General features: G+C 65.6%; 10 protein-coding genes, 3 rRNA genes and 3 pseudogenes. All 16 read right to left on the bottom strand.

Annotated features, from left to right (window positions below; translation table 11 throughout):
• Nucleotides 1-120 precede the first annotated feature (120 nt).
• On the bottom strand, nt 121-801 hold the full coding sequence (scpB, locus tag QUE33_RS02220) for an SMC-Scp complex subunit ScpB (RefSeq protein WP_286301669.1): 681 nt from the start codon (nt 799-801) through the stop codon (nt 121-123).
• A 7-nt stretch (nt 802-808) separates the two neighbouring features.
• Nucleotides 809-1,708 carry a segregation and condensation protein A gene (locus tag QUE33_RS02215; protein ID WP_378762144.1) on the bottom strand — a complete coding sequence of 300 codons (900 nt, stop codon included), beginning with the start codon at nt 1,706-1,708 and terminating at the stop codon, nt 809-811.
• Nucleotides 1,692-2,582: a ParA family protein gene (locus QUE33_RS02210; protein ID WP_286301668.1), complete on the bottom strand. Its 891-nt coding sequence runs from the start codon at nt 2,580-2,582 to the stop codon at nt 1,692-1,694. The genes QUE33_RS02215 and QUE33_RS02210 overlap by 17 nt, the downstream gene beginning before the upstream one ends.
• A gap of 104 nt (nt 2,583-2,686) precedes the next feature.
• A pseudogene (gene xerD / locus QUE33_RS02205) lies at nt 2,687-3,588 on the bottom strand (site-specific tyrosine recombinase XerD).
• Nucleotide 3,589: 1 nt separating this feature from the next.
• The gene (locus QUE33_RS02200) at nt 3,590-4,165 is read right to left on the bottom strand and encodes an NUDIX domain-containing protein (protein WP_286301667.1); all 576 of its coding nucleotides are present in this window, start codon (nt 4,163-4,165) and stop codon (nt 3,590-3,592) included.
• Nucleotides 4,158-5,849: a CTP synthase gene (pyrG, locus tag QUE33_RS02195; protein ID WP_286303004.1), complete on the bottom strand. Its 1,692-nt coding sequence runs from the start codon at nt 5,847-5,849 to the stop codon at nt 4,158-4,160. Before pyrG ends, QUE33_RS02200 begins: the two co-directional genes overlap by 8 nt.
• A gap of 17 nt (nt 5,850-5,866) precedes the next feature.
• Nucleotides 5,867-7,554 (bottom strand): annotated as a pseudogene (gene recN / locus QUE33_RS02190) (DNA repair protein RecN).
• On the bottom strand, nt 7,551-8,456 hold the full coding sequence (locus QUE33_RS02185; RefSeq protein WP_286301665.1) for an NAD kinase: 906 nt from the start codon (nt 8,454-8,456) through the stop codon (nt 7,551-7,553). The pseudogene recN and the gene QUE33_RS02185 overlap by 4 nt, the downstream one beginning before the upstream one ends.
• Nucleotides 8,453-9,249: pseudogene (locus QUE33_RS02180) on the bottom strand (TlyA family RNA methyltransferase). The gene QUE33_RS02185 and the pseudogene QUE33_RS02180 overlap by 4 nt, the downstream one beginning before the upstream one ends.
• Complete coding sequence (locus QUE33_RS15970; protein ID WP_350226492.1) at nt 9,246-9,410, bottom strand: hypothetical protein; 165 nt, start codon at nt 9,408-9,410, stop codon at nt 9,246-9,248. The pseudogene QUE33_RS02180 and the gene QUE33_RS15970 overlap by 4 nt, the downstream one beginning before the upstream one ends.
• 42 nt (nt 9,411-9,452) lie before the next feature.
• Complete coding sequence (locus QUE33_RS02175; RefSeq protein ID WP_286301664.1) at nt 9,453-10,490, bottom strand: HAD-IIA family hydrolase; 1,038 nt, start codon at nt 10,488-10,490, stop codon at nt 9,453-9,455.
• A complete protein-coding gene (locus QUE33_RS02170) occupies nt 10,490-12,199 on the bottom strand; it encodes a primosomal protein (RefSeq protein WP_286301662.1) in 1,710 nt (569 codons plus the stop codon). The genes QUE33_RS02175 and QUE33_RS02170 overlap by 1 nt, the downstream gene beginning before the upstream one ends.
• Nucleotides 12,200-12,289: 90 nt before the next feature.
• Nucleotides 12,290-12,405: ribosomal RNA gene (rrf, locus tag QUE33_RS02165) — 5S ribosomal RNA — on the bottom strand.
• Nucleotides 12,406-12,512: 107 nt separating this feature from the next.
• Nucleotides 12,513-15,622, bottom strand: a 23S ribosomal RNA gene (locus tag QUE33_RS02160).
• Between the two features lie 381 nt (nt 15,623-16,003).
• A 16S ribosomal RNA gene (locus QUE33_RS02155) occupies nt 16,004-17,528 on the bottom strand.
• The 16S, 23S and 5S rRNA genes sit together here, the layout of an rRNA operon.
• A 558-nt stretch (nt 17,529-18,086) precedes the next feature.
• On the bottom strand, nt 18,087-18,920 hold the full coding sequence (locus QUE33_RS02150; protein WP_286301660.1) for a DUF4184 family protein: 834 nt from the start codon (nt 18,918-18,920) through the stop codon (nt 18,087-18,089).
• Between the last annotated feature and the right edge of the window lie 21 nt (nt 18,921-18,941).

Genomic DNA, 18,941 nt, shown 5'->3' with positions numbered 1-18,941 from the left:
AATCCTTCGGCGCGGAATCCAGCCTCGGCACCGTCCCGTCGCGAGATCCTCACCGCAGAGTCCCTTCGTCGAATCCGTCGGCGCGGAATCCAGTCTCGACACCGTCTCGTCGCGAGATCCTCACCGCAGAGTCCCTTCGTCGAATCCCTCGGCGCCGTCGTCCAGCAGCGGCGAGATCGGAGGCAGCTCGTCGATCGAATTGATCCCGAGGTGCTGCAGCAGCTGATCGGTGGTGCCGTAGTTGATGGCTCCGGTCTCGGCATCCGCGAACAGCTCGGTGATCAGCCCGCGCGCGAGCAGGGTGCGCACCACCGAGTCGACGTTCACGGCACGGATGGATGCCACCTGTCCGCGCGTGACGGGCTGCTTGTAGGCGATCACGGCGAGGGTCTCCAACGCCGCCTGCGACAGACGCGCCGGGGCCTGACCGCCGATGAACTCGGCGACCAGATCATCGTGCTCCTCGCGCACGTAGAGGCGCCACCCGCCACCCACCTCGCGCAGCTCGAAACCGCGGCGCGGCCCTCTGCCCCGGCCGTCGTAGTCCTCGACAAGGGACTCCAGAGTCTGCCGCACGGCGGGCACCGGGGCGTGCACGGCGGCGGCGAGAGCGACCAGGGCGATCGGCTCGTCGATGATCAGCAGGATCGCCTCGACCCGCTCCGCGAGCGGAGTCTCCAAGGTCGTGTCAGGTGCCGCACCGGCATCCAGTACCTGTCCATCGGCCACTGTCTGCTCACCAGCCACAGCCGCGTCATCCACCACAGCTTCGTCGTCCGTCACTGTCTGCTCGTCGGTCATCGTCGCCTCACTTGTCGTAGTCCGCGCCGAGGGTCGCGAGCTGCTCGTCGGACCAGTTCTCCGCCGACCAGCGCAGGGTCAGCTCGCCCAGCGGCTCCAGCTGCTCGAAGGACAGCGCGGCATGCCGGTACAGCTCCAGCACCGAGATGAAGCGCGCCACGACGATCCCCGCCTCGTTCACGCCGCTGACCAGCTCGCGGAAGGTCAGCGACTCGGTGCTGCGCAGCAACGTGACCACGACCGCGGCCTGCTCCCGGATGCTCACCAGCGGCGCGTGCAGGTGATCCAGCCCCACCGTGGGGATCTCCCTGGGCGCGAAGGCCAGCAGTGCGATCGCCGCGAAGTCGTCGACGCTCAGCGACCACACCAGCTCCGGGGTCCGTCGGCGGTGCTTCTCATCCAGCGACACTGCGCGCACGTGCCGCCGATCCTCCCGCTGCAGGCAGCGCGCGAACCACGCCGAGACCTCCTTGAAGGCGCGGTACTGCAGCAGGCGTGCAAACAGCAGGTCGCGGGCCTCCAGCAGCGCCACAGACTCGGCATCCACCAGCTCGCCCTGCGGCAGCAGCCCCGCCACCTTCATGTCGAGAAGGGTCGCCGCCACGACCAGGAACTCCGAGGCCTGCTCGAGCTCCTCCTCGCCGTCCAGCTCCCGCAGGTACGAGATGAACTCGTTGGTCACCTTGCTCAGCGAGACCTCGGTGATGTCGAGCTCGTGCTTGGAGATCAGGTTCAGCAGCAGATCGAACGGGCCGTCGAAGTTCGACAGCGACACCCGGAACCCGGCGTCCTCGACGTGGGCGCCCGCGACGTGAGCGTCCTCGACAGGAGCGTCGTCGACGCCCCGCGCGTCCTCGGCGACGGGAGCGTCCTGAACGGCAGGAGCGTCCTCAGGCGACGGCGCCACGGGCGACCAGCTCCCGCGCCAGTCGCAGGTAGGCCTGGGCGGCTGCGTGCTCCGGCGCGAACTCGGTGATGGGCACCCCCGACACGGACGCGTCGGGGAACTTCACGGTGCGGCCGATCACGGTCTCCAGCACGTCGTCACCGAAGGCCTCCACGACGCGCTCCAGCACCTCGCGGGAGTGCAGGGTGCGCGAGTCGTACATCGTGGCGAGCAGTCCGTCCAGCGTGATCGACGGGTTGAGCCGGTCGCGCACCTTGTCAATGGTCTCGATGAGCAGCGCGACGCCGCGCAGCGCGAAGAACTCGCACTCCAGCGGGATCAGCACACCGTGTGCAGCCGTCAATGCGTTGACGGTGAGCAGGCCGAGCGAGGGCTGGCAGTCGATGAGGATGACGTCGTACTCCCCGGTGACGTGCCGCAGCACGCGGGAGAGGATCGTCTCGCGGGCGACCTCGTTGACCAGGTGCACCTCGGCCGCCGACAGGTCGATGTTGGCCGGCAGCACGTCGAGGTTCTCGGTCGCGGAGTGCACGATGACCTCGCGCGGATCGCGCTTGGTGTCCAGCAGCAGGTCGTACACGGTCGGCACGTCGTGGGTCGGAATGCCCAGGCCGGCCGACAGCGCGCCCTGCGGGTCGAAGTCGACGGCCAGCACCTTGCGTCCATACTCGGCGAGCGCGGCCGCCAGGTTGATCGAGGTGGTCGTCTTGCCGACGCCGCCCTTCTGATTGCACAGCGCGATGATGCGCGCGGGCCCATGCGAGTCCAGCGGCGCGGGGATGTCGAAGCCGTGGTAGGGACGACCGGTCGGGCCGATGGGGGTGTCGTCCCCCTTCGTCGCCTTCGATCCGGACTTCGTCGCCTTCTCCGCCACCAGTGCTCCTGCTCGTTCGTGCTTGCTCGATTGTAGCCGCAGGGCAGGTGCGCGCAGTCCCGGCACGCGGACGGGAGCGCCCGCGGCGTGCCCGACGGGGATGCTCAGCGGGCGCGCGGATGCGAGGTGGCGTAGATGTCGCGCAGAGTGTCCACCGAGACGTGCGTGTAGATCTGCGTGGTGGCCACCGAGGCGTGCCCGAGCAGCTCCTGCACGACGCGGACGTCGGCGCCGCCCTGCAGCAGATGCGTCGCGAAGGAGTGCCGCAGCGTGTGCGGCGAGACCTCCGCGGTGATCTGGGCGCTCTCCGCGGCGGCGCGGATGACCAGCCAGGCGCTCTGACGCGACAGCGGCGCTCCTCGCGCACCGAGGAACAGCCGCGCGGTCGCCTTCCCCTTCGCCGCCAGCGAAGGACGCACCCGGGTCAGGTAGGCGTCGACGGCCGCCCGCGCGTAGGAGCCCATCGGCACGATGCGCTCCTTGTCGCCCTTGCCGCGCAGCCGCAGCACGTCACCATAGGCGAGGTCGTCGACATCGAGCGAGACGGCCTCGGAGACGCGCGCACCGGTCGCGTACAGCAGCTCGAGCAGGGCGCGATCGCGGATGCCGAGGGGCTCGTCCGGCGAGGGCGCCGCCAGCGCTGCTCGACCTGCTCGATGGTGAGCGCCTTGGGCAGTCGGCGCGGCGTCTTCGGCGGCCGCAGCCGGCCAGTCGGGTCGTCCTGGTCGATGCCCTCCCGTGCCAGGAAGCGGTGCCACCCACGCACGGAGGACTGCAGGCGCGCCAGGCTCGTCGCCGCCGGCGGCGGATCGGCGGCCGAGCGCTCAGCGATGAACGCCGCCACGACCGCCTGGGTGATGGCATCCGTCGTCTCGATGTCCTGTGCGGCGAGCCAGTCGACGTAGCCGTTCAGATCGCGCCGGTAGGCAGCGATGGAGTGCTCGGACAGGCCGCGCTCGATCGTGATGTGGCGAAGATAGGCGTTCAGCGCACGATCGAGCTGCACATCAGCTCCGGGTCCGCTTCGCCGATGCGGCGAGAACGCCGATGGAGAGGATGCCGTTGTGCATCCGCCCGCCGAGCACAGCATCCACGGCATCCGCCAGCGGCACCCACTCCACGCGGATGTCGGCCTCCTCGTCCTCCCTCGCGTGCACGGCCGGTGCCACAGCGATCCCGGTCGCGAGATAGATGTGGATCATCTCGTCGTTGCCGCCCGGCGTCGTCCAGGACGACACCAGGTGCTCCCAGTGCGCGGCCGTGACGTCGGCTTCCTCGGCGAGCTCGCGCTGCGCGGCGGCGAGCGGATCCTCGCCGGCGATGTCGAGAAGTCCCGCTGGCAGCTCCCAGTCGCGGTGCCGGATCGGATGCCGGTACTGCTGGATCAGCAGCACCCGGTCCTGATCGTCGAGGGCGAGCACAGCGACCGCGCCGGTATGCGCGACGTACTCGCGCACGATCTCGCCGTCGCCGTACGCGACCCGGTCCGAGCGCACGTCCCACACCCAGCCCTTGTAGACGAGGTCGCTGGCGACGACCTCAGGCTCGAGGGGCTCGTCCTTCAGCAGAGTCCTCTCAGGCATCGTCGTCACCGAACAGCTCACTGGAGCGATGCCGTTCGATGGCTGCTCCGACGAGTCCGCGGAACAGCGGATGCGGTGCGGTGGGGCGCGAGCGCAGCTCGGGGTGCGCCTGCGTGGCGATGTAGAACGGATGCACGTCACGGGGCAGCTCGACGTACTCGACCAGGTCGAGCTCGCGGTTCAGCCCCGAGAAGACCAGACCGGCCTCGGACAGTCGGTCGCGGTAGGCGTTGTTGACCTCGTAGCGGTGGCGGTGCCGCTCGGATGCACTCTCGGAGCCGTACAGCTCACGGGCCAGTGACCCCTCGGCGAGGGTCGCCTCGTACAGCCCCAGCCGCATGGTGCCGCCCAGGTCACCCCCGTCGAGGATCTCGACCTGCTCGGCCATCGTCGCGATGATCGGCTCGGCGGTGTCTGGGTCGAACTCGGTCGAGGACGCCCCGGCGATGCCCGCCACGTTGCGTCCGTACTCGATCACCATGCACTGCAGTCCCAGGCACAGGCCGAGCGCCGGGATGCCCTGCTCGCGTGCGAAGCGCAGCGCGCCGAGCTTGCCCTCGATGCCGCGGATTCCGAAGCCGCCGGGCACGCAGATACCGTCCAGATCGCCGAGCGCCTTCGCCGCGCCCTCGGGCGTCTCGCAGGAGTCCGAGGGGATCCAGCGGATGCTGACCTTGGTCTCCTGTGCGAAGCCACCGGCCTTGAGCGCCTCGGTCACCGACAGGTAGGCGTCGGGAAGGTCGATGTATTTGCCGACCAGACCGATCGTCACCTCGTGCTTGGGGTTGTGCACGGCGTGCAGCACGGTGTTCCAGCGGGTCCAGTCCACCTCGCCGGCCCGCTCGTCCAGGTCCAGACGCCGGATGATGTACGCGTCCAGCCCCTGCTCGTTCAGCGTGGAGGGGATGTCGTAGATGCTCGGCAGGTCGACGGTGTTGATCACGCCCTCGGTGTCGACGTCGCACATCAGCGCGATCTTGTTGCGGTTGCCGATGCTGACCGGACGATCGCTGCGCAGCACAAGCGCGTCGGGCTGGATGCCGACCTGGCGCAGGGCCGCGACGGAGTGCTGGGTGGGCTTGGTCTTCTGCTCGCCCGACGCGCCCATGAACGGGACGAGGGAGACGTGCACGAAGAACACGTTGCCGCGCCCGAGCTCGTGCCGCAGCTGCCGGGCGGCCTCCAGGAACGGCTGCGACTCGATGTCGCCGACCGTGCCGCCGACCTCGGTGATGATCACATCGGGGCGGGGCTCCTCAGTGGCCTGCAGGCGCATGCGCCGCTTGATCTCGTCGGTGATGTGCGGGATCACCTGCACGGTCGCGCCGAGGTAGTCGCCGCGACGCTCCTTGGCGATCACCTGCGAGTAGATCTGGCCCGTGGTGACATTCGCCGCGCGCGAGAGCTCGATGCCGAGGAATCGCTCGTAGTGGCCGATGTCCAGGTCGGTCTCGGCGCCGTCGTCGGTGACGAACACTTCGCCGTGCTCGAAGGGGTTCATCGTCCCCGGGTCGACGTTCAGATAGGGGTCGAGCTTCTGCATCACCACACGCAGTCCGCGGGCGGTGAGGAGGTTGCCCAGGCTGGCCGCTGTGAGGCCCTTCCCCAATGACGAAACGACACCGCCTGTCACGAAGATGTGTCTGGTGGTGTCGTTCACGGGCCCCGCAACAGAAGTGTTCATCACGGGCTTTTATCCTATCAGTTCGATTCCGAGCCCAGGCTCAGGAGTTCGCGGGCGTGGCTGAGTGCGGCATCCGAATCAGCGAGTCCGGACAGCAGCCGGGCCATCTCAGCCTCGCGCTGCTCTCCTGCCAGTCGGGTGACGCTGGAGGCGGTGACGGATCCGTCGTTGGACTTCACCACCGAGAGGTGGTTGGTGGCGAACGCCGCGACTTGCGCCAGGTGCGTCACGGCGATCACCTGTGCGGTGCGGGCGAGCGTGGCCAGCCGTCGGCCGACCTCGATGGCGGCGGCGCCGCCGATTCCGGCATCCACCTCGTCGAACACGAAGGTGGGCACCGGATCGGTGCCGGCGATGACGACCTCGATGGCCAGCATCACGCGGGAGAGCTCACCGCCGGACGCGCTGCGCGACACCGACCTCGGTTCGGCGCCGGGATGCGGCGCCAGCAGGATCGCCACCTCATCGCGGCCGTGCGTCGACTCCGGGCCCGGCGACACGCGCACCTCGAGCCGGGCATCCGGCATCGCGAGTGCGTGCAGCTCCTCGGTGACCTTCTCAGACAGGCGCACGGCCGCCTCGGTGCGGGCGGCGGTGAGGGCGGCGGCGGCCTTATCCAACGCGGCACGAGCCTGCGCGGCCTCGGTGGTGAGCCGCTCGATGCGGTCGCCGTCGTCGTCGAGCTCGGCCAGGCGCAGCGAGCCGGTGCGCCACAGCTCCAGCGCATCATCCAGCGATCCGTGCTGCCGGATCAGGCCGCCGATCGCGGCCCGGCGCTCCTCCACCGCAGCCAACTCGTGCGGCCCGGACTCGTCGAGGTCGGCGAGGTAGCTGGACAGCTGCCCGGCGAGGTCGGCGGCGCGGTAGCCGAGATCGGCGAGAGCCTCGGAGATCTCTGCCAGGGTCGGGTCGGCGGCGCGTTCCAGCGAGCGACGCGCCTCGGCGAGGAGCACGGCCACGTCCGGGGTGTCGTCCTCGGCCGACAGTGCGGTGCGAGCGAGGGCTGCCGACTGGCGCAGCTCCTCGGAGTTCGCGAGCCGCTCCGCCCGCTCGTTCAGCGAGACATCCTCCCCCGCTTCAGGTTCGATCGCTTCGATCTCGGCGAGCTGCTCCCGCAGGGCGGCGGCCTCGGCCATCCGCCGGTCTCGGTTCTCGGTGAGCTCGGCGATCTCGGCGTCCAGCTCGCGCCAGCGGCGGAAGCACTCCGTGTACGTGACGAGAGCACCGGCGACCCGTTCACCGCCGAAGCGGTCGAGCGCCTCGCGCTGCGCGGATGCCGAGCGCAGGCGCAGCTGATCGGACTGCCCGTGCACGACCACGAGCTCGTCGGCCAGCGCCGAGAGGACGGATGCCGGGGCCGCCCGCCCTCCCACGCTCGCGCGGCTGCGCCCTCGGCGCTGAGCGTGCGGGAGACGTACAGTTCGGCGTCGTCGCCTGCGGGCTCGAGCTCGCCGCCGGCATCCGTGACGATGTCGGCGACGGGGCCCTGCTGCGGCACCAGCCACACGCCGGCGACCGAAGCCTGCGCCGCGCCCGCCCGCACGGCGGTGGAGTCCGCCCGCGCGCCCAGCAACAGGCCGAGCCCGGTGACGACCATGGTCTTGCCCGCACCGGTCTCGCCGGTCACGGCGGTGAAGCCGGGGCCGAGCGGCAGGGTCGCGTCGTCGATCACCCCGAGCCCCTTGATGCGCATCTCGTCGATCACGAGGCGCCCCGCCATCCGGCGACCGGCAGTTGGAACTTGCGCACCAGCCGCTCGGTGAAGGCGGTCGGATGCAGTCGCGCCAGCCGCACCGGGTGGGTGGAGCGCCGCACGACCACGCGCGCCCCCGGGGGCAGCTCGTGCGAGCGCCGGCCGTCGCACCACAGGATCGCGGTGCCGCCGGTGCGCTCGAGCAGCTCGATGGCGACGGATGCCTCCGGCCCGACCACGAGTGGTTTGGCGAACAGTGCGTGCGCCGACAGCGGCACGACGGCGATCGCCTCGACCGTGGGCCAGATCACCGGGCCACCGGCCGAGAAGTTGTACGCGGTGGATCCCGTCGGGGTGGAGACGACCATCCCGTCGCATCCGAAGCTGGACAGCGGCCGGCCGTCGATCTCGATCACGACCTCGATCATCCGCTCACGGCTGGCCTTCTCGACCGTCGCCTCGTTGAGCGCCCAGGTCTCGTATACGACACCGCCGTCGACGTCCTTCACCCGGATGGAGAGGGCGAGCCGCTCCTCGACCTCGTAGTCGCGGTCGATGACGCGTCGCACGGCGGCATCCATGTCGTCGCGGTCGATCTCGGCGAGGAAGCCGACGTGCCCCATGTTGATGCCGAGCACGGGCGCTCCGGACTCGCGGACGAGCTCCGCTGCGCGCAGGATCGTGCCGTCGCCGCCGAGCACGATGGCCAGCTCCAGGTCGTCTGCGGCGACGTCCGCACCGAGCAGCGCGAGCTCGGCGAAGCGGGCATCGACGTCGGCGAGCTCGTCGCGGTCGGGTGCGGGGAGCACCGGGATCGCACCGGCATCGTGCAGAGCGTCGATGATGCGCAGGGCGGCGGTGACGGTCTCCTCCCGCTTCGCGTGGGCGACGACCAGGATGCGGCGCTCGTTCATCGTCCTCCTGCCACGTGTGCGATCTGCTCAGTCCATTCTGACGGATCCGTCCCCGGCCGGGCGCGAGGTGCGCCAGGTATTCGGCGTTTCCGTGCGTGCCGAGGATCGGCGACGGCAGGATGCCGAGCACGCCCAGTCCGCAATCGTGCGCCGCCCACAGCGTGCGTTCGACGGCGTCCACGCGCAGGGTCGGGTTCGTGACCAGACCGCCCCTGATCGCGGTGCGACCGACCTCGAACTGCGGCTTGATCAGCACGACGACCTCGCCGTCCGTCGCCACGACGTCCGCGACGGCGGGCAGCACGTGTGCGAGCGAGATGAACGAGAGATCACCCACGACCAGGCCGGGCCGATCAGGTTCGCCGGTGGCATCCGCGAGCGTCTGTGCGGTCATGTGCCGGACGTTGAAGCCCTCCACGCTGATCACGCCGGGATCGGCGGCGATCGTGTCGGCGAGCTGCCCGTGGCCGACGTCGACGGCCAGCACGCGTCGTGCACCGCGTTCGCGCAGCACCTGCGTGAAGCCGCCGGTGGAGGCGCCCATGTCGAGCGCGAGCCGGCCTGTCGGATCCACGGAGAAGCCGTCCAGCGCGGCGATGAGCTTATGCGCACCCCGGCTGACGTACTGGTCGCCTCCATCCACACGGATGTCGTCGTCATCGCAGACGGGGGTCGCGGGTTTCACGACCGGTCGCCCCTCGACGCGCACCATGCCGTCGGCGATGAGCGTCGCGGCATGCGTGCGCGATCGTGCCAGTCCTCGCGCAGCGAGGGCCGCGTCGAGTCTGGTCATCGCTGCCCCGGGGCGTCGCCGCGGGGCGCGCTCTCGAGCCGCTTCATGAGCTCGTCGTGCAGCGCGCCGTAGGCCTCCGCGCGCGAGGAGAGCGGCTGCCCCTCGATGAGACGGAGTCGGCTCCAGAGGGCGTCGGACGGCTCGTCTGGCGTGTGCTCCATCCGACCACTGTAACGCTCATCGCTACCACGCGCGGGAGACGCTCAGGGCCTGTGGAAAGGATCCGCGTACAGCTGCTCCGGCACCCGGAACGCATAGATCATCAGCCCTGTCGCCCAGATCGCCGCTGCTCCGGCGCGCAGCAGGTCGATCTGCGATCCGCCGGCCGCGAGGATCTGCACATCCGCGTCGACGACCCGCACCGATGCGCCGTTCACCGTGAACACGCCGTCGCGCTGAAGCGTCGGCGGGTAGGGCTCGTGCAGCTCGCGCAGGTCGCTGAGGATGTAGTCGGGCCGGGATCCCTGGGGAGCGGCGAGCACGTGCTTGGGCCGGTCGATGCCGGTCAGCACGAGCGCCGAGTCGATGCCGGCGCGCGAGGCTCCGGCAATGTCGGTGTCGAGCCGATCGCCGATGAACAGCGGATGCTGCGCGCCGAACCGCTCCACCGCCACCTCGAAGATGGGCTTCTCGGGCTTGCCAGCGACCGTCGACAGCCGGCCGATCGCCGTGTGCACGGCAGAGACGAGCGTGCCGTTGCCCGGTGCGACACCCCGCTCGCGCGGGATCGTCCAGTCGGTGTTCGTGGAGATCCACGGGATGCCGCCCTCGTCCTCGGGCAGCTGCAGGGCGAACGCCGCCTCGGCGAGATCCGTCCAGGCGACCTCGGGGGCGAAGCCCTGCACCACTGCTGCGGGGGAATCCTCCGCGCTGCGGGTGACCGTGTAGCCGGCCTTGTGCGCCTCGTCCACCAGCCCCTCTCCTCCGACGATGAGGATCCTCGCCGGCGCCGGAACCAGGGTCGCCAGCAGCCGCATGGCGGCCTGGGGACTGGTGACGACGTCATCGGCGGCGACGGTCAGGCCGAGGTCGGTGAGATGCTCTGCCACCGAGGCGTCGGTGCGGGAGGCGTTGTTGGTGATGTAGCCCAGGCGCATGCTCGCCGCCGCGCGGTTCAGGCTGTCGATGGCGTGCGGCAGTGCGCCGGGCCCGGCATAGACGACGCCGTCGAGGTCGGCGAGCAGGGCGTCACGATCGGTGAGAGGGGTGGATGCGGGCTTCGCTCGGCGGAACAGCGCCATCAGGCCTCCGTCTCGTCGTCGGACTCGGATGCGGGCTGCGGCTCGGGATCGGGCTCGACACCTCGGACCTCGTCGTGCTCATCGTGACCGTCGTCGAGATCCCCGTCCTCGTCCTCGTCCTCGTCCCCGTCCTCGTCCTCGATGAGACCGTCCTCGACGATCATCTCGTCGAACTGGCCGTCCAGGCCCAGCGCCGAGGCGGCGACCTCGGCACGCTCTGTCCAGAACGCCGCCTCCTCAGTGCGCCCCAGGTCTTCGAGCACCGCCGCACGCGCAGAGAACAGCGCGGGGCTCCACTCGAAAGCACGGTCGGGATCGAGCTCCGGGATCTCCAGTTCACCGAGTGCGAGCTCGGTCTCACCACGATCCAGGCGTGCGCCGGACATCGCGATGGCCAATGCCACGCGAACGTCAGGATCCAGCACACTCTGGTCCACGCTGCGCCCCTCCTCGAGCGCACGGTCGGGGCGGCCGACTCCCCGCTCGCTGTCGACGATGAGCGCGATCATGTCGTCCTTGCCGGAGATGCGACGGTAGGTGCGCAGCTCACGCAGCGCGAGCGCGAAGTCGCCGATGCCGTACGCGGTGATTGCAAGGGTCGACCGCACTACGGCGATGCGCCCTGCACGACGGGACGCGGCCAGTGCGTGCTCATGAGCACGCTCGGGCTCATCGTCGACCAGCTGCGCCACCATGGCCAGATGCCTGGCGGTCTGCTCGGCGTTCTCCTTGCTCAGCGTCTTGAGCTCGTTGCGCGCCGACGGATGCAGATCCCGCGCGGTGATCTCGTCCGGCAGCGGCGGCTCCGGAATGCGCTCGCGCACCGGGGCGTACTCGTTGTACGGACGCTCGGAACCGCCACGGGGGCGATCTCTGAAGGATCCGCCATCGCCGCGGCTGCGATCGCGGTCCCCCCGGGAGCGGTCGCGATCGTTGTACGGACGACGTTCACTCTGAGCGCGGTCGTCGCGGTAGGGACGGTCGCCCTGGGTGCGGTCGCGGTTGCCGTAGGGACGGCGCTCGCCCTGAGGACGGTCGTCGCGGTAGGGACGGTCGCCCTGGGTGCGGTCGCGGTTGCCGTAGGGACGGCGCTCGCCCTGAGGACGGTCATTCCGGTACGGACGGTCGCCCTGGGTGCGGTCGCGGTTGCCGTAGGGACGACGCTCACCCTGAGGGCCATCATTCCGATACGGACGGTCGCCCTGGGGACGGTCGTTCCGGTACGGACGCTCACCTTGAGGACGGTCATTCCGGTACGGACGGTCGCCCTGGGGACGGTCACGGTTGCCGTAGGGACGGCGCTCGCCCTGAGGACGATCGTTCCGATACGGGCGCTCACCCTGGGCGCGATCATTCCGATACGGGCGGTCGCCCTGAGGACGGTCATTCCGGTACCGACGCTCACCCTGGGCGCGATCATTCCGGTACGGGCGGTCGCCCTGAGCACGATCATTCCGGTAGGGACGATCACTCTGGCTGCGGTCACCCTGAGCGCGGTCGCGATCCCCGTAGGAGCGACGTTCGCCCTGCGGACGGTCGTTGCGATAGGGACGGTCGCCGTGCTTGCGCGGAGTGTCGCGTCCGCCCCGGGCGCCATCGCCACGCGGTGTGCGCGGCGACGAACTGGCGTTCCGTGGCTTGCGGTCGGAGTCGGAACGTCGATCGCGCGCGCCCTCACCGTCTCGGCGGTCTCGCTGCTCTTCCGACATTCTGACTCCCTGTTTGCTTGTATGCGCATGACCTCGCGCGTTAACGCAAGATGGCCACCCAACCTTGGGTGGCCATCTTACTTAAGAGAAGTCCGGCGGTGTCCTACTCTCCCACAGGGTCCCCCTGCAGTACCATCGGCGCTGTGAGGCTTAGCTTCCGGGTTCGGAATGTGTCCGGGCGTTTCCCTCACGCTATGGCCGCCGAAACACTATTGACGTTTCAGCAACACACACACGTGTGTGGTGTGTTGTCGGTTCCCGACCGTACGTCGAGAACCACAAAGTGGACGCGTTCATCTCGCAGAAGAACAGTGTTATCAAGTCATCGGCTTATTAGTACCAGTCAGCTGCACACCTTGCGGTGCTTCCACATCTGGCCTATCAACCCAGTCGTCTGGCTGGGAGCCTCTCCACCCCGGAGGGTGATGGAAGTCTCATCTTGAGGCCGGCTTCCCGCTTAGATGCTTTCAGCGGTTATCCATCCCGAACGTAGCTAACCAGCGGTGCTCCTGGCGGAACAACTGGCACACCAGAGGTTCGTCCAACCCGGTCCTCTCGTACTAGGGTCAGATCCTCTCAAACTTCCTACGCGCGCAGCGGATAGGGACCGAACTGTCTCACGACGTTCTAAACCCAGCTCGCGTACCGCTTTAATGGGCGAACAGCCCAACCCTTGGGACCTACTCCAGCCCCAGGATGCGACGAGCCGACATCGAGGTGCCAAACCATGCCGTCGATATGGACTCTTGGGCAAGATCAGCCTGTTATCCCCGAGGTACCTTTTATCCGTTGAGCGACAGCGCTTCCACAAGCCACTGCCGGATCACTAGTCCCGACTTTCGTCCCTGCTCGACTTGTCAGTCTCACAGTCAAGCTCCCTTGTGCACTTACACTCGCCACCTGATTGCCAACCAGGTTGAGGGAACCTTTGGGCGCCTCCGTTACTCTTTAGGAGGCAACCGCCCCAGTTAAACTACCCACCAGGCACTGTCCCTGAACCGGATCACGGTTCGAAGTTAGATATCCAGAGTGACCAGAGTGGTATTTCAACAATGACTCCACCATGACTGGCGTCACGGTTTCATAGTCTCCCACCTATCCTACACAAGCCACACCGAACACCAATACCAAGCTGTAGTAAAGGTCACGGGGTCTTTCCGTCCTGCTGCGCGTAACGAGCATCTTTACTCGTAATGCAATTTCGCCGAGTTCGCGGTTGAGACAGCTGGGAAGTCGTTACGCCATTCGTGCAGGTCGGAACTTACCCGACAAGGAATTTCGCTACCTTAGGATGGTTATAGTTACCACCGCCGTTTACTGGGGCTTAAATTCTCAGCTTCGCCCACAAGGGGCTAACCGGTCCTCTTAACCTTCCAGCACCGGGCAGGCGTCAGTCCGTATACATCGACTTGCGTCTTCGCACGGACCTGTGTTTTTAGTAAACAGTCGCTACCCACTAGTCTCTGCGGCCACCACACCCTTTCCGGAGTAAATCCGTATAAGCGGGTGGCCCCCTTCTCCCGAAGTTACGGGGGCATTTTGCCGAGTTCCTTAACCACGATTCTCTCGATCTCCTTGGTATTCTCTACCTGACCACCTGAGTCGGTTTGGGGTACGGGCGGCTTGAACCTCGCGTCGATGCTTTTCTTGGCAGCAGAGGATCACCCACTTTTCATCCGCATCGCGTCTCAGCCTCATGACTCCCGGATTTGCCTAAGAGTCGGCCTACACGCTTGCACCAGGACAACCATCGCCTGGCATGGGCTACCTTCCTGCGTCACACCTGTTAATACGCTAGCCGCACCAGCATAGGGTCGTGTGCTCCACCCCCGGTGTCACCCGAAGGCGACGATGAGGAGCTTCGGACACTTAGCATCACTGGATTAGCTTGGGCGGTTCTTCGCCGGTACGGGAATATCAACCCGTTGTCCATCGACTACGCCTGTCGGCCTCGCCTTAGGTCCCGACTTACCCAGGGAAGATTAGCTTGACCCTGGAACCCTTGGTCTTCCGGAGGACGTGTTTCTCACACGTCTTTCGCTACTCATGCCTGCATTCTCACTCGTGTAGCGTCCACGGCTGGGTCACCCCGCCGCTTCACTCGCCACACGACGCTCTCCTACCCATCAACACGGCTGGACCACGAAGGCCTACCAAAAATGTCAATGCCACAACTTCGGTGGCGTGCTTGAGCCCCGTTACATTGTCGGCGCGGAATCACTTGACCAGTGAGCTATTACGCACTCTTTCAAGGGTGGCTGCTTCTAAGCCAACCTCCTGGTTGTCTAAGCAACTCCACATCCTTTTCCACTTAGCACGCGCTTTGGGACCTTAGATGGTGGTCTGGGTTGTTTCCCTCTCGACTATGAAGCTTATCCCCCACAGTCTCACTGCTGCGCTCTCACTTACCGGCATTCGGAGTTTGGCTGACGTCAGTAACCTGGTGAGGCCCATCGGCCATCCAGTAGCTCTACCTCCGGCAAGAAACACGCAACGCTGCACCTAAATGCATTTCGGAGAGAACCAGCTATCACGAAGTTTGATTGGCCTTTCACCCCTATCCACAGCTCATCCCCTCAGTTTTCAACCTAAGTGGGTTCGGCCCTCCACGCGCTCTTACACGCGCTTCAGCCTGGCCATGGATAGATCACTTCGCTTCGGGTCTAGAACATGCGACTAAAAACGCCCTATTCAGACTCGCTTTCGCTACGGCTACCCCACACGGGTTAACCTCGCCACATATCACTAACTCGCAGGCTCATTCTTCAAAAGGCACGCTGTCACCCCTACCATGGAGGCTCCAACGGTTTGTAAGCAAACGGTTTCAGGTACTATTTCACTCCCCTCCCGGGGTACTTTTCACCTTTCCCTCACGGTACTTGTCCGCTATCGGTCATCTGGGAGTATTTAGGCTTATCAGGTGGTCCTGACAGATTCACACGGGATTTCACGGGCCCCGTGCTACTTGGGATACTCTTCACGCTGTGAACCACATTTCAACTACGGGACTGGCACCCACTATGGTCGGCCTTTCAAGACCGTTCGTCTATACAGTCACATCACGCCCACTGCTCGGCAGAACAATACGAAAAGTCCCACAACCCCGCTCCTGCAACCCCTGCCGGGTATCACACAGAAACGGTTTAGCCTCATCCGCTTTCGCTCGCCACTACTCACGGAATCACATATTGTTTTCTCTTCCTGTGGGTACTGAGATGTTTCACTTCCCCACGTTCCCTCTACCCGCCCTATACATTCAGACGGGAGTCACCAGGTCGCACAAACGCCTGGCGGGGTTTCCCCATTCGGAGACCCTCGGATCAAAACTCGCTTATCAATTCCCCGAGGATTATCGCAGATTGCTACGTCCTTCTTCGGCTCCAGATGCCAAGGCATCCACCGTTTGCTCTTAAAGACTTGAAATCACATGAGCACACCAACACCCCAGGAAAAGGGCGCCGGTGATCGTTATTCTTTAAGATGCTCGCGTCCACTGTGTAGTTCTCAAAGTACGGGCGGAACCCCCACCAGCAACCAACCCACACGGATCAGAAACCAGAAGAGGCCCAGAAGTCCCAGAACAACCCCCTCCCCCACAGGAGAAGAAGCCGGCCCGGTCCCTCAGGACCCAACAGCGTGCAGACACCACATCCCCGCGACGTCCCGTTCCCACCGCCGAAGCAGCGTACTAAGAACACCACGCATCCGTGATGCCATGTCAAATGTTCCACCCATGAGCCCCAGCGAAGAACGAACGCCTTCGAACTGGGTTCTAAACACCCGAAAGTGTCAGATGCTCCTTAGAAAGGAGGTGATCCAGCCGCACCTTCCGGTACGGCTACCTTGTTACGACTTAGTCCTAATTACCAATCCCACCTTCGACGGCTCCCTCCACAAGGGTTAGGCCACCGGCTTCAGGTGTTACCGACTTTCATGACTTGACGGGCGGTGTGTACAAGACCCGGGAACGTATTCACCGCAGCGTTGCTGATCTGCGATTACTAGCGACTCCGACTTCATGAGGTCGAGTTGCAGACCTCAATCCGAACTGGGACCGGCTTTTTGGGATTCGCTCCACCTTACGGTATCGCAGCCCATTGTACCGGCCATTGTAGCATGCGTGAAGCCCAAGACATAAGGGGCATGATGATTTGACGTCATCCCCACCTTCCTCCGAGTTGACCCCGGCAGTATCCCATGAGTTCCCACCATAACGTGCTGGCAACATAGAACGAGGGTTGCGCTCGTTGCGGGACTTAACCCAACATCTCACGACACGAGCTGACGACAACCATGCACCACCTGTTCACCAGTGTCCAAAGAGTCCCCTGTTTCCAGGGTGTTCTGATGTATGTCAAGCCTTGGTAAGGTTCTTCGCGTTGCATCGAATTAATCCGCATGCTCCGCCGCTTGTGCGGGTCCCCGTCAATTCCTTTGAGTTTTAGCCTTGCGGCCGTACTCCCCAGGCGGGGAACTTAATGCGTTAGCTGCGTCACGGAATCCGTGGAAAGGACCCCACAACTAGTTCCCAACGTTTACGGGGTGGACTACCAGGGTATCTAAGCCTGTTTGCTCCCCACCCTTTCGCTCCTCAGCGTCAGTTACGGCCCAGAGATCTGCCTTCGCCATCGGTGTTCCTCCTGATATCTGCGCATTCCACCGCTACACCAGGAATTCCAATCTCCCCTACCGCACTCTAGTCTGCCCGTACCCACTGCAAGCCCGAGGTTGAGCCTCGGAATTTCACAGCAGACGCGACAAACCGCCTACGAGCTCTTTACGCCCAATAATTCCGGATAACGCTTGCACCCTACGTATTACCGCGGCTGCTGGCACGTAGTTAGCCGGTGCTTTTTCTGCAGGTACCGTCACTTACGCTTCTTCCCTGCTAAAAGAGGTTTACAACCCGAAGGCCGTCATCCCTCACGCGGCGTTGCTGCATCAGGCTTCCGCCCATTGTGCAATATTCCCCACTGCTGCCTCCCGTAGGAGTCTGGGCCGTGTCTCAGTCCCAGTGTGGCCGGTCACCCTCTCAGGCCGGCTACCCGTCGACGCCTTGGTGAGCCATTACCCCACCAACAAGCTGATAGGCCGCGAGCCCATCCCCAACCGAAAAATCTTTCCACCCACACACCATGCGGTGATAGGACATATCCAGTATTAGACACCGTTTCCAGCGCTTATCCCAGAGTCAGGGGCAGGTTGCTCACGTGTTACTCACCCGTTCGCCACTAATCCACCAGTGCAAGCACCAGCTTCATCGTTCGACTTGCATGTGTTAAGCACGCCGCCAGCGTTCATCCTGAGCCAGGATCAAACTCTCCGTAAAAGAAAAAAACCACACACCAGCAAAAAACCGGCACGCAGCGAGTTTGAAACTGACCAAAGAGACAAAATCAACTGACTTCATCCAATGCCACCCTCCAAAAAACAGAGAATGGTCTTTGATCCAAAGGAATACTCAACCGACCAAAAGGCCGGACGAGGATAATTTGGCATTTGACAAGTGCACGCTGTTGAGTTCTCAAGGATCGGACGCACCCACACACCCACCAACCAAGGCAAGAAGCGCAGGGCAACTTCACAATCATACCCGGCACCCGGGACTGCAGAGCAGTCAGGCCGGAACCGGAACCTCTACCTTACACCAACGAAGTCGATGGAAGAAGAGAAGTTGTCCGCCTCTTGGAGGGGAGCCAGGCCTTCCGGCCTTCCGCTCAACCGCTTGGGGCGAACAGGTAATAATCTACGGCGATCCTCGGCATCCGGCAAATCCCCACGCACCCCCGGGCGTGTCGCGCCCATCCGCACCCTGCGCGCCACGGCGTAGGGTCTCCCCCATGATCGGCGAGCTCGGGACCTCAGGTGACGACAGTCCTCCCCGCGGTCAGCCGGCCCGGTGCTCCGAAGCGGTTCGCGGCGCCGCGTCCGTGGGGTGCCCAACTGCCGGAGTGGTGAGCACGATCGCTACGCACAGCAGTACCGTCATCGCACCCCAGAGTCCGGATGCCGCCGGCAGGGTGCGGTAGGCGAGGTGCTGCAGGGTGAACGCCTCGGTCAGCGGTCCGTACAGCGCGAGCCCGATCGCCCACCCCGCGATCAGGAACGCCGGCAGCGTCAGGTACCAGCTCCAGCGGAGCCAGGCCGGTAGCGTCCGCGGGCGATGTGCGACGTCCCGGCCCCGCAGCCAGACCAGCGCGCAGGCCGCGATGATCAGCAGGCCAATCAGGCTGGAGCCATGCTGCAGCCACTTGTAGCCGGGAAGCGGCCCCCAGGACTGCTGCAGCAGCGGGATCGCCACCATGCCCCAGCGCCCCTCATGCGTGAACAGATCCCAGGCGATGTGCGAGAGCACCCCCAGCACGAGCGAGACCACCAGCCACAGCGCAGAGCCGAGCGTCCACCGTGAGGCCCCCGCCTGCCGCAGAGCCCCCAGGCTGGTACGGCCCCAGCCTTGCGGGAGTCGAGCCGCCAGAGCATCCGGTGCGAGCCGAACCAGCCCCGGCCGCAGCACGATCCCCCACATCGCCAGCAGCAGCAGGGCGATCAGCGCCGTCCAGACGATGTTCACCGGGGAGTGCGTGAACCCGTACGACAGGCCGACCCCGCGCAGGAACAGCGGCAGATCCGGGGTCATCGCGCCGATCGCGATCGCTGCGGGCACCAGCGGCGTGCGCACGAAGGGAAGCGCCACCACCGCATGACTCGGCGTGAACGGCATCGAACCTCCTGGATGCGCTGC

It is taken from the genome of Microbacterium suwonense (assembly GCF_030296555.1).
GTDB classification, from domain to species: domain Bacteria; phylum Actinomycetota; class Actinomycetes; order Actinomycetales; family Microbacteriaceae; genus Microbacterium; species Microbacterium suwonense.
This window is presented reverse-complemented; position numbering and strand designations above follow the sequence as displayed.